Raw genomic sequence first — 13,479 nt, forward strand, 5'->3', positions numbered from 1 at the left:
CATCTGCCCAGGAGCGGCCGCTCATCATGCGCTACGCCGCGCGCTCCGACGTCGGCCGCGTCCGCTCCAAGAACGACGACTCCGCCTACGTCGGCCGGCACCTCGCCGTCGTCGCGGACGGCATGGGCGGCCACGCCGGCGGTGACGTCGCCTCCGCCGCGACCGTGCTGGACATGATCCACCTGGACCGCGACGATTACGACACCGCGGCCGGCGAGGCGGACACCGTCCTGGCCGACGAGATCCAGACGGCCAACTCCCTGCTCTCCGAGCTGGTCCACATGAACCCGAAGCTCGCCGGCATGGGCACCACCGTGACCGCCCTCCTGCTGGCCGGCGGCAAGCTGCACTTCGCCCACATCGGCGACTCCCGTGCCTACCGGCTGCGTAACGGGGTCTTCGAGCAGGTCAGCGTGGACCACACCTTCGTGCAGCGGCTCATCGACGAGGGCCGCCTCCGCCCGGAGGAAGCCGAAACCCACCCGCACAAGAACGTCCTGATGCGCGTCCTGGGCGACGTGGACGCCAGCCCCGAACTCGACCTGGACATCCTCGACGTCCAGCCCGGGGAACGCTGGCTGCTCTGCTCGGACGGCCTGAACTACGTGGCTGGCCACGTAGTGGAACGGACCATCCGCGAGACGAAGAGCCTGCGCGAATGCGCCGAAACGCTGGTGGACCTCACCCTCGAGGCGGGTTCCCCGGACAACGTGACCGTGGTGGTGCTCGACATCGCCGAGCAGACCGGTGACGACGTCAACACCGCCGCAGTTGAGGTGGTGCTGCCCCGAGCCGTGTCCGCCACCGTGCAGCCCCCCGCCGAGACGACCGACGCCGGCAAGCCCTCCGCCAAGCCTGCTGCCGGCGCAGCCGCCGGTGCGTCAGCCACCGCGGAAACCGATGCGGCCGGCAGCACCTACGCGGCCAGCATGCCCGGTTCCAAAAACACCACCGGCGACGGGGTCAAGGACGGCGACGCCGGAAAGCCCGCGGACGAGCCGTCCCCGGCCACCGACCCCAACCTCGGCGAGCATCTCTCCGCCGAGGTGCTGCGCGAGGAACTGTCCAGCCGCCCGCACGAACTCGTCGGTGCCGCCGCCTCCGCCGCCGAGAGCGGATCCATTCCGTCGATCGCCGGCCGCACCGTGGCCCGACGCGCCGCAACCGTCCTTACCCACAAGGCCGATCCGGCCCGCGAGGAAACCGACGAGATCAAGCCGCCGGTCAAGCGCCGCCGCTGGCTGACCATCTCGATAGCCGCCGCCATCGCGATCGTGCTGGGGCTCGGACTGTGGCTGGGCTACGCCTGGACCCAGACCCGGTACTACATCGGGGAACACAACCAGCACGTGGCCATCTTCAACGGCGTCTCCCAGCAGCTGGGGCCGATTCCGCTCTCCACCCTGGAGACGGTCACCGACATCAAGATGTCCGACCTGCCCGAGTTCTCCCAGCAGCGCGTCCGCCAGACCGTCCCGGCCCGGGACCTGTACGACGCGCAGCGGATCGTGAAGAACCTGGAACGCACAGGCCTGACCTCCCCCGCCGATGAGTGCCTGACGCCCTCCCCCAGCCCCAGCCCCACCGGCACGGTCAGCCCCACCGGATCGGCCAGCCCCAGCGGGCAGGCGACCGCTTCGCCGTCCGGCTCCGCGGCCGCCCCGGCGCCGTCCGGCTCCGCCCGGCCCACCCCCACACCCAACTGCGAGGGATCAAAATGACCCCCATCGATCCCACGCCCAAGCCCCGTCGCAACGTCGAATTGGTCCTGCTGATCCTGGCTCTCCTGGTCGGCATCGGCGCCAACGCACTCGTGGGTGTGGACCGGCAAAAGGCCTTCGACACAGACTTCTGGTTCCAGTCCGGGCTGCTGACCGCCGCCGCCCTGGCCTTCCACCTGGTGCTGCGGTTCCGGGCCAAGTATGCCGATCCGGTAATACTTCCGCTGGTCATTGCCCTCAACGGCCTGGGCCTGGCCATGATCCACCGCCTCGACCGCGTCGGCGAGGACACCGGCAACAACCAGCTCCGGTGGACGCTGGTGGCCATGGCCGTCGCCATCGCCGTCGTATTCTTCCTCAAGGACCACCGCCTGCTGCGGCGGTTTACCTACATCTCACTCGCCGCGAGTGCGGTGCTGCTGGTCCTCCCCCTGGTCCCCGGCATCTCCGCCGGCGAGGTGCTCGGCGCCAGCGTCTGGATCAAGCTGGGCTCGATGACCTTCCAGCCCGGCGAGGTCGCCAAGATCACCCTCGCCATATTCTTCGCCGGGTATCTTTCCTCGAACCGGGACCTCATCCTGCTCGCCGGCCGCAAGGTCGGCCCCGTGCAGTTCCCCCGCATCAAGGACATGGGCCCGATGATCACGGCCTGGCTGGTCAGCATCGGCGTGCTGATCTTCCAGCGCGACCTGGGCACCTCCATCCTGTTCTTCGGCCTGTTCCTGGTGATGATCTACGTCGCCACCAGCCGGATCAGCTGGGTCATCATCGGCGTCGTCCTGATGGTGGCCGGCGGGTTCGCTGCCGCCAAGGTCTTCTCCCACGTGGCGCTCCGGATCGACGGCTGGTGGAACGCGTTCACGGAGGAGGTCTACGGCCGCGAGTTCGGCGGCAGCCGCCAGATTGTCGAGGGTCTCTTCGGCATGGCCAACGGCGGCCTCGTCGGCACCGGCCTGGGCCAGGGCCGGCCCAACCTGGTCCCCTTCGCCAACAGCGACATGATCGTCGCCTCCTTCGGTGAGGAACTGGGCCTGATCGGACTGTTCGCAATCGTGCTCATGTACCTGCTGCTCTTCACCCGCGGCTTCCGCGCCGCCCTGGGCACCCGGGACGCGTTCGGGAAGCTGCTGGCCACGGGCCTGTCCTTCGCCGTCGCGCTTCAGTGCTTCGTCGTCATCGGCGGCGTCACCCGGTTGATCCCGCTCACGGGCCTCACCACGCCGTTCCTGGCCGCCGGCGGTTCGTCGCTGCTGGCGAACTGGATCATCGTGGGGCTGCTGCTGATGATCTCGCACACCGCCCGCGGCCCGGTCGACACCACGCCGCTGCCGCCGGGCCAGGCTCCCGAGACCCGCGCCGACGCACCGGCCGTCCCGCCGAAGCCCGCGGCCGCCCCCGCGCCCCGGCCCGGCAAACCTTCCAGTCCAGACGCTCCGACCGAGGCGGTGACCTCCCTGTGAACCAGGCCATCCGAAACTCCTGGATCGCCGCGATCGCCATGTTCGCGCTGATCTTCGGGGCCCTGAGCTACGTGCAGGTGGTTGGCGCCGACGAACTGAAGGCCAACGCCTGGAACACCCGCACACTGATCCAGAACTACTGCAACGACCGGGGCGCCATCATCGTCGGCGGCACCCCGATCGCCCAGTCCGTGCCGGGCAGTGAAAGCTGCCAGTTCCAGCGCACCTACACGCAGCCGGAGCTCTACGCGGGCGTCACCGGCTACTTCTCCCGGAACTATGGCCTGACCGGCATGGAGCTGGCCATGAATGAGCAGCTCGCCGGCAGCTCGGACCAGCTGTTCCTGGACCGCGTCGGCCAGCTCTTCCTGGGCAACCAGCCCAAGGGCGCCTCGGTGGAGCTGACCCTGGATCCGAAGATCCAGAAACTCGCCTACGACCTGATTCCGGACGGCCAGCGCGGCTCGATCGTGGTGACCAACCCGAAGACCGGCGCCATCCTGGCGATGGTGTCCAAGCCGTCCTACAACCCGAACCTCGTGGCGACGCAGGACAGCGACGCCGAGGCCGCGAACATCACGGCGTTGAACAAGATCCCGGGCATCAACCTGAACCAGTCGGTCAGCGGCCCCACCGGCGCGCTGCTGGCACCCGGCTCGGTGTTCAAGATCATCGACACCGCCGCCGCCCTGGGCTCCGGGAAGTACAACAAGGACAGCGAACTGCCCAACCCGGCGGAGCTGCCGTTTCCCGGCATCCAGTACAAGTTGCCGAACTACGCCGGCGGCAACTGCTACACCAGGGATACGGCGTCCTTCGCGTTCGCCCTGCAGCAGTCCTGCAACACCCCCTTCGCCAAGATCGCACTCGACCTGGGCCAGAAGGCCATCGCGGACCAGGCGGCCAAGTTCGGCTTCGGCCAGGACTTCGGCGACCAGCTGAAGCTGGACTCGGCGAAGAGCTTCTTCCCGACCGAACCGCTGGACGACGCCGGCCTGGCGCAGTCCGCGATCGGCCAGCGCGACGTGCGGGCCACCCCGTTGCAGATCAACCTGATGACCTCGGCGATCGCCAACGGCGGCGTCGAAATGAAACCGAACCTGATCAAGACCCTCCGGGCCCCCGATCTGCGGATCATCAACGAACCGAAGCCGGAGTCACTGCGGACCTCCACGACGCCGGAGATCGCCCGGCAGATCAGCGAGTGGATGGCCAGCGTGGTCAGCGACGGCATCGCCAAGGGCGCGGCCGTTCCGGGCGTCCAGGTGGCCGGCAAGACCGGCACCGCGGAACTCGGCGACGGGAAGAACAACTCGTGGTTTACCGGGTTCGCCCCGGCCAATGACCCGCAAGTGGCTGTCACCATCGTCATGCAAGGCGTGGACATCACCACCGGAGCACAGCTAACCAGTCCTAATGCGAAGAAGATTTTTGAGGCGGTGTTGAACAAGTGAGGCCTTCATCGGGTATCACCCTCGGCGGCAGATTCCAGCTGACCACCCGGATTGCGATCGGCGGTATGGGCGAGGTCTGGAAGGCCAAGGATCTAATCCTCGGCCGGATCGTCGCGATCAAGGTCCTCAAGGAGGAATACACCGGCGACCCCGGTTTCCTGCAGCGGTTCCGGGCCGAGGCTCGGCACACCGCCCTGCTCAACCACGTCGGCATCGCCAACGTCTTCGACTACGGCGAGGAGGAGGGCTCGGCCTACCTGGTGATGGAACTGGTGCCCGGCCAGCCGCTGAGCAGCATCATCGAGCACGAGCAGGTGCTCTCGCCGGAGCGGACCCTGTCGATGATTTCGCAGACCGCGCGGGCGCTGTCGGTGGCCCACGCCCAGGGCCTGGTACACCGCGACATCAAGCCCGGAAACCTGCTGATCACGCCGGACGGCCGGGTCAAGGTCACGGACTTCGGCATCGCCCGCCTGGCGGACCAGGTTCCCCTCACCCAGACGGGCCAGGTGATGGGCACCGCCCAGTACCTGGCCCCGGAGCAGGCCACCGGGCAGACGGCCACCGGCGCCTCGGACATCTACTCCCTGGGCGTCATCGGTTACGAATGCCTGACCGGCCACCGGCCGTTCTCGGGCGAATCGCAGATCGCCATCGCCCTGGCCCAGGTCAACGACGCCCCGCCGCCGCTGCCGGACACCCTGCCGCGCCCGGTCCGGGCGCTGCTGATGTCCATGCTCGCCAAGGATCCAAAGAACCGCCCGGCCGACGCTATCAAGCTGGCCGAAGCAGCGGACGCAATCCGCAACGGTGACATCGCCGCCGCGCACGCAGCGGTCCCCGGCATGCTGCTCTTCGAGGACACCAACGGTCCCGTCACCGCTCCCACGAGCGTCCAGACCGCCGCTACCGGCGTGATCGGCGGGGACAACCGCACCTCGGCCCTGCCCGTCGTCGGGGCCGCCGGTGCCGGCGCCGCCGCGGGGCTGGCCGCCGGTGCCGCGGCCGCCAGCGGCTACGGCGCGCGCAATGCCCTGAACCGGGCCGACGCCCTGGCCGCCGAACGCAACTGGCTGCCGGAGGAGGACGAGGAGGACTACGACGGCTATGAGCCGGAGGAGGAGCCGAAGCGCCGCGGCCGCAGCCCGTGGACCTGGCCGCTGATCGCCCTGATCCTGCTGGTGCTCTTCGCCCTGGTCGGGATCGTGGTCTCGCAGGCCGGCAGCCTGTTCCCGTCCTCCACCGCCACGACGTCGAAGCCGGCGTCCACGACGGCGGCACCGACGTCGTCGACCCCCACGCCGACGCCGACCGTCAGCTCGGCGACGCCCACGGTGTCCACGCCGCCTGCCATCAACCTGGTGCCGGAGTCATATTTGGGACGGCAGTACAACGACGTGCGCAGCCAGCTGATCGGAATGGGGCTGCAGGTCAAGGGCAACCAGGTAGCGGATCCGTCCACGCCCGGCACCGTCACGGACATCAACCCCTCCGGACCGGTGCAGCGCGGTGACGTGATCACGGTGACGTACTCATCCGGTCCCCAGATGGTCGCGGTGCCCCAGTTCAAGCAGGGCGCCAGCGAAACGTCGGTGCAGCAGGCCATCGAGGCCGCCGGTCTGCGCTGGCAGAAGGGCGACCCACTGCCGGGCACCAAGAACCAGCAGGAGGGGACGTTTGTCAGCTCCGAGCCGGCGTCCGGAACCCAGGTCCAGGCCGGGTCGGTCGTGACCTACCACCTGGCTGCCGCCCCGGCGGCGCAGACCCCGTCCCCGAGCCCCACCCCCACCAAGTAGGCCGTTGTGACCACCTCACCCCGAACTCCTTCGCACCGGGAGGACAGCGGCACGGCGAGCACCCGGCGCGTCCTCAGCGGGCGCTATGAGCTGGGTGAGCTGATCGGCCGCGGCGGCATGGCGGACGTGTACCGGGGGCTCGACACCCGGCTGGGCCGGACCGTCGCAATCAAGCTGCTGCGGCCGGACCTGGCCCGCGACCCGCAGTTCCAGGCCCGGTTCAAACGCGAGGCGCAGGCCGTCGCGGCGCTGAACCATCCCTCGATCGTGGCCGTCTTCGACACCGGGGACCATCCCGTCCCCGGCGGCCACGACGATCAGGTCAGGGTCCCGTACATCGTGATGGAGTTCGTGGACGGCAGGACCATCCGCGACCTGATCCGCGCCAAGGACGTCACCATCGACCAGGCCGTCGACTTCGCGCTGGGCGTGCTGTCCGCGCTGGAGTACAGCCACCAGGCCGGTATTGTGCACCGGGACATCAAGCCGGCCAACGTCATGTACTGCCCGGACACTAACAGCGTCAAGGTGATGGACTTCGGCATCGCCCGTGCCATGGCTGATTCCTCGGCCACCATGACCCAGACGCAGGCCGTGGTGGGGACCGCCCAGTACCTGTCTCCCGAGCAGGCCCGCGGCGAGACGGTGGACGCCCGGAGTGACCTGTATTCGGCGGGCTGCCTGCTGTACGAGATGCTGACGGGACGGCCGCCGTTCGTTGGCGACAGCCCGGTGTCCGTCGCGTACCAGCACGTGCGGGAGATCGCGGAGCCGGCCAGCAGCCTCAACCCGGAGGTCTCTCCGGCCTTGGACAGCGTGCTGGCGAAGGCGCTGCAGAAGAACCGGGCAGACCGCTTCCAGGACGCGTCCGCGTTCCGTCAGGCGCTGCGCGCGGCACGCAACGGCGTCGGCGTCGCGGCCCTGCCCAGCAGCGAGGCACCCACCGACCCGACGAACACGGTCGAGTCCCCGGCCGACGTGCCCACGGCGGCGTTCGCCCTGACGGGCGCGAAATTCCTTGACGATGCCCCCACCGGGCGCCTGTCCCTGGACGGGCACGACGACGGCGGGGCTGCGGTCGGTGCCCTCGAGGTTCCCGACAGCGGCGGCATGCCGCTGGACCTGCCAGCCGAACGCGAGCCCAGCAGCCAGCAGAAGTCCCGCCGCCGGATGTGGATTGCGACGCTGATCATTTTCACCCTGCTGGTCCTGGCCGGTGGCGGACTGTGGTTGTACAACATGGTCAACCAGCAGCCGGCGCCGGTGGCGAAGGTCGACGTGCCGTCTGTGGCATCCCTTAGTGAATCCGAGGCGTTGCAGAAGCTCTACAACGTTGGTTTCAAGCCGCAGATCAGCCGCGTTCAGCACGAGACCATTCCCAAGGGAACCGCGGTGGGAACCGTGCCGTCGGCAGGCAGCAGCCTGGAGCGGAACTCGGACATCACGCTGAATATCTCCGAGGGACCCAGCGTCATCAAGATTCCCGCGGACCTGCCCGGCCGGACCGAGGCGGACGCCCGCGACGTGCTGCGGCGGACCGGACTGACGGGCGCGCCAAAGACCACGCTGAATAACAGCGCCACCGTTCCTGCCGGGATTGTCATCACCACCAACCCCGCGCCCGGCCAGAGCGTGGCGGTGGGAAGCACGGTCGAGATCGTCGTCTCCACCGGCAAGGTGGCGGTTCCCCAGCTCGTCGGCCTGCCGCGGGCCGAGGCGGAGGCCGCACTGAAGAATGCGGGCCTAAACGCCAATGTCACCGAGGTGGAGAACTCCCAGGTCGAACCGGGCAAGGTCACGGGCCAGAGCGACGCCGCGGACTCCACCGTGGAGCAAGGCAAGACCATCACCGTGACCGTGGCCAAGGCACCCGCGCCAACACCGACGCCCACGCCCACCCCGACGCCCACCAAAACGGGCAAGGACTCCGGCAACAACAGTTCCGGCGGGCTCCTCGGCGGCCTCTGACCGTGGGTTAGTGCCGGACCGTGCGGGTCAGTGCTTGATCAGCGGGCTCAGCACGGCAGCGCGCTCGGCGGCGCCGGCCATGCCGAGGGACTCAAGCCAGTTTCCCAGCATCAGGTAGCCGCCTTCGGTCAGGACCGATTCGGGGTGGAACTGGACACCGCAGAGCGGTGCGGAGCGGTGTTGCAGGCCCATGACGACGCCGGTGCCGGTCTCCGCGGTGATTTCCAGCTCTGCCGGGATACTCTCGCGAACCGCGGCCAGGGAGTGGTAGCGGGTGGCGGTAAACGGCGAGGGGAGCCCGGCGAAGACGCTGCCGCCTTGGTGTTCCACCAGCGAGGTCTTGCCGTGCATCAGCTCGGGGGCGTGGGTGACGGTCCCGCCGTAGGCCTCGGCCAGGGCCTGGTGGCCCAGGCAGACTCCGAGCATGGGCTTGCTGTGCTCCCCGCACCACTTGATCAGGTCGATGCAGACGCCGGCTTCGGCGGGGGCACCGGGGCCTGGGGAAATCAGCACGCCGTCGCGCGCCTCCGCCATCTCAATCGCCTCGGCGAGCGTGACGTCGTCGTTGCGGACCACCGTGGTCTCCGCGCCGAGCTCCTGAAGGTAGCCCACCAGGGTGTAGACGAAGCTGTCGTAGTTATCCACGACCAGGATCTTGGTTGCGCTCATGGGTGCCGTGCCGTGCCAATCGTTGAATCTGTGAATGGGCCGAATTGCGCCATCCACGGGAAAAGGTACTGAACCATCAATATCAGTACCCCGGCCAGCAGCACCAACGCTGTGACGATGCGCAGCCAGAGGGGGCCGGGGAGGTGGCGGAAAATCCAGGTGTACATGTCTCAGCTGCCCCCTCTGGTCCGCGCCACCTGGGCGGCGATCTCTGCGGGTGGTCCGGCGGACGCCGGCTGCCAGCCCTCCATGGTCGAATAGGCGACGAAACGCTCCTGAGAGCCGAACCGGGGATTGCAGCTGGTGAGGGTGAGGTACCGGTCCCGCGGGGCCACTCCGGGCTGGGAGGGCACCGGAAGCAGCACGTCCACGGCCGTGGGCAGGACAATCCGGCTGTTCCGGAACACGTAGGTGTAGTAGCCGTCGCGGGTCTGGATGTAGATCCGGTCGCCGGGGACCAGGCTGTCGATGGCGTCCAGCACGGCCCCGTGGGTCTGCCGGTGGCCGGCGAGGGCCACGTTGCCCACGCCGCCCGGCATAGCCGTCCCCTCGTAGTGGCCGAGGCCCAGGGAATCCAGCACCGCCGTCGTCGTTCCCTGCACCATAGGCCGGGTGTAGGTCTCACCAAAACGCGGGATATAGACGACGCCGATCGTGCTGCCGGGTGCAGGCTCCCCGGCGACCAGCGGCGGTCCGGGATCCGGCGCGGCAGCGGAGGCTGGCGGGGCCGCGGGCCCGTCGAGGGAACGGGCGAACTCGGCGACGGCGGCCTGCTGGCGGGAATCGGCGTCGACGTTGGTCCACCAGAGCTCCCACGCGACGAACAGGAGGAGCACCACACCGGCGGTGACCAGCAGTTCTCCGCCAATCAGCAGCACCCAACGGCCCGGGGAGCGGCGCCCTTGGTCCTTTGGCGTTGCGCGCGTGGCCGACGCGCCCGGTGCGTCTGAAGGGTGTCCGGACTCCGCTTTCTGCAGCAGCACCGTGATTCCTCCCTGGGCATCCGCGGCGTCCGCGCGGTTGTGTTCTGAATAACAGCTAGAATTGTGGGGATTTAAACCCGTCCACGATTGCGTTGTCCGCCGGCTTTTCTTTTTGCAGGATATCAAGTCGCCGTTCGCGCATCGTCAGCCGCCCGCCAAGGAGGACCCGTGCCCGAGTCGAAGCCCCGAAAGAGGTCTGCCGCACCCGAGCAGACTCGCGCCGCGGAGGCCTACAAGCCGAACCCGGTGTGGTTCAAGCCGGTGATGTTCGGCCTGATGATCATCGGCCTGCTGTGGATCATCACGTTTTACATCAGCGAAGGCACTCTGCCGGTCAAGGACTGGGGCGCAGGCAACATCATCGCCGGCTTCGGCATCGCCATCGTCGGGTTCCTGATGACCACCCGCTGGCGCTCCTAGCCCCTTTTCGACCTTCCGGACCGGCACCCTGTGTGCCGGTCCGTTGGTTTAAGGCCGGGCTTCCTCCGGCGCCATTCTTTCCCGGCTATAACGTCAGCGGCTCCCGCTAGGCTCGGAATCATCCCGGACAGGAGAATCCCATGAGTACCGAACCCCTCGCCACCACCGGCGCCACGGCAACCGGCGGAACGGTCATCGGCGACGACGGCCTGGCCCGCCCCGTGTGGGCCTCCTCCGATCCCATGCTCCGGGACTATTACGACACCGAGTGGGGCCTCCCGGTCCGCGATGAACAGGGCCTCTACGAGAGGATCAGCCTCGAGGCGTTCCAGGCAGGCCTGTCCTGGGCAACCATCCTGCGGAAGCGCCCGGCCTTCCGGACGGCTTTTGCCGACTTCCACCCGGACACCGTTGCAGAGTTCACGGAGAGCGACGTCGAGCGGCTGATGCAGGATGCCGGGATCGTCCGCAACCGGCTCAAGATCCAGGCCGCGATTACGAATGCCCGCGCCACCGTTGAGCTGCGGAACGACGGCGGGCTGGTGAACTTTGTGTGGGGCTTCCAACCGGAGTCGACGCCGGAGCCGACGGCGTTGCACCAGATCCCCACCACGTCGCCCGAGTCGGTGGCCCTCTCGAAGGCCCTCCGCAAGCGCGGCTTCGCCTTCGTAGGCCCGACGACGATGTTCGCCCTGATGGAGGCGATCGGCATGGTCGACACCCACCTCATGGACAGCCACCGCCGGGGCAGCTCCGGAGTGTGGCCCCGGTAGAGGGTCTCCGCGTGGCCTGGGCGCTCCGACGCCGCCACCTCAAGCGTTTCTCCCGTGCTTCCAACGCGGCCGCTCGGCACTGAAATCGCTCCCTTTCTTCATCCCCAGCTGTGCACAAGAATCACAAAGTTATCCACAGGCTGTGGATCCAGTGAGTGGATAACCTCGACCATCCCGCAAATTCGGGCCTGCTGGCGGGCTTGAGGGGGTCCGACTGCGAATTACGTCCACCGACTTACAGGACTGTGAGTTATTAACACTGTGGAAACGGCTGTGGATAAGGCACGAGGTTTGTTAGCGGCGATGAGAAAGCCGTGCATGCGTCGGAGCAGCAGGATCTCGGAGATCCACGTGATCCCCACAGGTGGTCACCGGTTAGTCTGCTTGGCCTCACTAGCCGCCTGCCAGCCAACCCATCACCCCGGGCGCTTTATCCACGTCGAGTACCCACAAGTTATCCACAAGTGGGGATAACGGTGACGCTGCCCTCGATTGCGGCGACAACTGGGCCGTAGAGGCGGGGCCGACCGGAGAGTAACTAGGCTGTCGAGTTATTAACACTGTGAAAAAGTCTGTGCATAACCGCTATAAATCTGATCTATACGTCCAGGTCAGGGTCACTTCGGTGGATTCCGGCTTAAATCGGGCTTGCACGCCCACAAGTTGTCCACTTACCCACACTGGATTCCCCAAGAGTTATCCACAGCTGTGGAGGAGCCGGTGTGTAACTGTTACCAAGTGGCTTAATTCCGCCAGCACGGGCGGCTCGAGCGCATCCTCGTTCTTGAACTACAGGGCTGTAAGTTACCAACAGTGTGGATAAGCCCTGTGGAAAAGCGGCCGCCCGGCTTGTGCCGCGTCTGTCCCTCCTGTTGCCCACCCGCACCCGACCGCGGATCCGCTACGCTTCCGGACCATCGCACCCCGGGTCCGAAGTGCCGCGGTCCGAAACCGCCGCGAGAAGGGGAGGGTTCCCAGGCACAGGGACAGCGCCGGGAGGGTGGAGAGGCAGGAATTGATCCACAGCCCTGTAATCAGCAGCGGAGTCCGGTACCGGGACGGTGGGGCCGCACAGCCCGGACTCTGGCAACAAAGGCTGTCGAACCTGTCGTCAGCAGAGAGGCATCGCTGAGACCGCTGCGATTTCGGACCAGCGCATGCCGGGCCTCGGGGGCGCTTGTCTGAAATGGGTGCGAGAAAGAGAGTGGGGTGCGCCTGTCCGAAATCGGCGCGCAAGAGAGGATGCGGCGCGCCTGTCCGAAACCGACGCGCAAGAGAGGGTGTGGAGGCAGCGGGAGCCGCAACAGGAGCCGAAGCTGGACCCAGCCCGGCCGCAGCTACACCGGCAGGGCGGCTGTGGTGGCGGCGCGGACGGCGGTGGCGGCGACCAGCAGGCCCACCACCACGAGAAGGCCCAGGAACTGCAGGACGCCCTGCCGCTGGCCGCGGGGCACGTAGGCGATGGCCGCCGCGCAGAGGGCACCGGTGACCAAGCCGCCGAGATGTGCCTGCCAGGCGATCTGCGGCACCACGAATCCGATGACGGCGTTGATTGCTATCAGGACCCAGAGTTGCCGGGTGTCGCCGCCGCGGCGGCGCTGCACCACCAGCGTGGCGCCAAAGAGGCCGAAGATGGCCCCGGAGGCGCCGACCACACCGGCCAGTTGCTGGCCGGGGACGTACGCCGGGGTGAGCAGGTAGTAACCGACCGAACCGCCGACGGCGGAGATCAGGTAGAGGGCCAGGAAGCGGATCCGCCCCAGCAGGGGCTCCAGCGCCTGGCCAAAGATCCACAGCATGTACATGTTCAGCAAGATGTGGAGGATGAAGCCCTGGGAGTGCAGGAACGCGGAGGTCAGCATCCGCCAGGGTTCGAACGCCCCGAACTCGGGGGTGGCGTAGACCGTGGCGAAGGCCAGGTTCTGATAGACCCAGTCGTTCGGCACGATCCACTGCAGGACATAGAGAACGGCACAGGCGGCGATGATGCCCAGGGTCGCCAGCGGCCGGCCTGCCGCGGCCACCCCGCCGAAGGCGGAGCGGACCTGCGGCGCGGAGCGCTGGGCTTCGTTGACACAGTCAACGCATTGGAATCCGACGGCGGCCGCCCGCTGGCAGTCGGGGCATGCCGGACGCCCACACCGCTGGCACCGCACGTAGGCGGGCCGGTCGGGGTGGCGGGGGCATACCGGCACGTCAGCGGACGGCTCGGCCGACGGGATTCCGTAGCTCATG

The 13,479-nt window shown here is 67.8% G+C and carries 10 protein-coding genes; 7 read left to right on the forward strand and 3 right to left on the reverse strand.

Annotated elements, in window-relative coordinates; translation table 11 throughout:
- Nucleotides 1-26 precede the first annotated feature (26 nt).
- The 5 genes from AB0O44_RS13280 to pknB are packed head-to-tail and all read left to right on the forward strand — an operon-like array spanning nt 27 to nt 8,399.
- Nucleotides 27-1,721 (forward strand): PP2C family serine/threonine-protein phosphatase, encoded by a 1,695-nt coding sequence (locus AB0O44_RS13280; protein ID WP_364138449.1) that lies wholly within the window; start codon nt 27-29, stop codon nt 1,719-1,721.
- Entirely contained in the window at nt 1,718-3,181 is a 1,464-nt protein-coding gene (locus tag AB0O44_RS13285; protein WP_364138035.1) for an FtsW/RodA/SpoVE family cell cycle protein, read from the forward strand. Before AB0O44_RS13280 ends, AB0O44_RS13285 begins: the two co-directional genes overlap by 4 nt.
- Complete coding sequence (locus AB0O44_RS13290) at nt 3,178-4,635, forward strand: penicillin-binding protein 2 (protein ID WP_364138037.1); 1,458 nt, start codon at nt 3,178-3,180, stop codon at nt 4,633-4,635. Before AB0O44_RS13285 ends, AB0O44_RS13290 begins: the two co-directional genes overlap by 4 nt.
- Nucleotides 4,632-6,431: a protein kinase gene (locus AB0O44_RS13295; RefSeq protein ID WP_364138039.1), complete on the forward strand. Its 1,800-nt coding sequence runs from the start codon at nt 4,632-4,634 to the stop codon at nt 6,429-6,431. The genes AB0O44_RS13290 and AB0O44_RS13295 overlap by 4 nt, the downstream gene beginning before the upstream one ends.
- Nucleotides 6,432-6,437: 6 nt before the next feature.
- Nucleotides 6,438-8,399, forward strand: coding sequence for a Stk1 family PASTA domain-containing Ser/Thr kinase (gene pknB, locus AB0O44_RS13300; RefSeq protein WP_364138041.1), 1,962 nt, complete (start codon nt 6,438-6,440; stop codon nt 8,397-8,399).
- A gap of 27 nt (nt 8,400-8,426) precedes the next feature.
- Here the strand turns inward: pknB and AB0O44_RS13305 are convergent, their stop codons facing one another.
- Both AB0O44_RS13305 and AB0O44_RS13310 read right to left on the reverse strand, forming a co-directional pair.
- Nucleotides 8,427-9,068, reverse strand: coding sequence for an aminodeoxychorismate/anthranilate synthase component II (locus AB0O44_RS13305; RefSeq protein ID WP_364138043.1), 642 nt, complete (start codon nt 9,066-9,068; stop codon nt 8,427-8,429).
- A gap of 170 nt (nt 9,069-9,238) precedes the next feature.
- Entirely contained in the window at nt 9,239-9,946 is a 708-nt protein-coding gene (locus AB0O44_RS13310) for a class E sortase (RefSeq protein WP_364138046.1), read from the reverse strand.
- Between the two features lie 273 nt (nt 9,947-10,219).
- Here AB0O44_RS13310 and AB0O44_RS13315 point away from each other — a divergent pair, with 273 nt between their 5' ends.
- Together AB0O44_RS13315 and AB0O44_RS13320 are read left to right on the forward strand one after the other, a co-directional pair.
- Nucleotides 10,220-10,471, forward strand: coding sequence for a cell division protein CrgA (locus tag AB0O44_RS13315; protein WP_290257094.1), 252 nt, complete (start codon nt 10,220-10,222; stop codon nt 10,469-10,471).
- A gap of 140 nt (nt 10,472-10,611) precedes the next feature.
- Complete coding sequence (locus AB0O44_RS13320; protein ID WP_364138049.1) at nt 10,612-11,244, forward strand: DNA-3-methyladenine glycosylase I; 633 nt, start codon at nt 10,612-10,614, stop codon at nt 11,242-11,244.
- A 1,337-nt stretch (nt 11,245-12,581) separates the two neighbouring features.
- Here the strand turns inward: AB0O44_RS13320 and AB0O44_RS13325 are convergent.
- Complete coding sequence (locus AB0O44_RS13325) at nt 12,582-13,478, reverse strand: rhomboid family intramembrane serine protease (RefSeq protein ID WP_364138052.1); 897 nt, start codon at nt 13,476-13,478, stop codon at nt 12,582-12,584.
- Between the last annotated feature and the right edge of the window lies 1 nt (nt 13,479).

Origin of the sequence: Arthrobacter sp. NPDC080082 (assembly GCF_040686595.1) — a bacterium.
Lineage (GTDB): Bacteria > Actinomycetota > Actinomycetes > Actinomycetales > Micrococcaceae > Arthrobacter.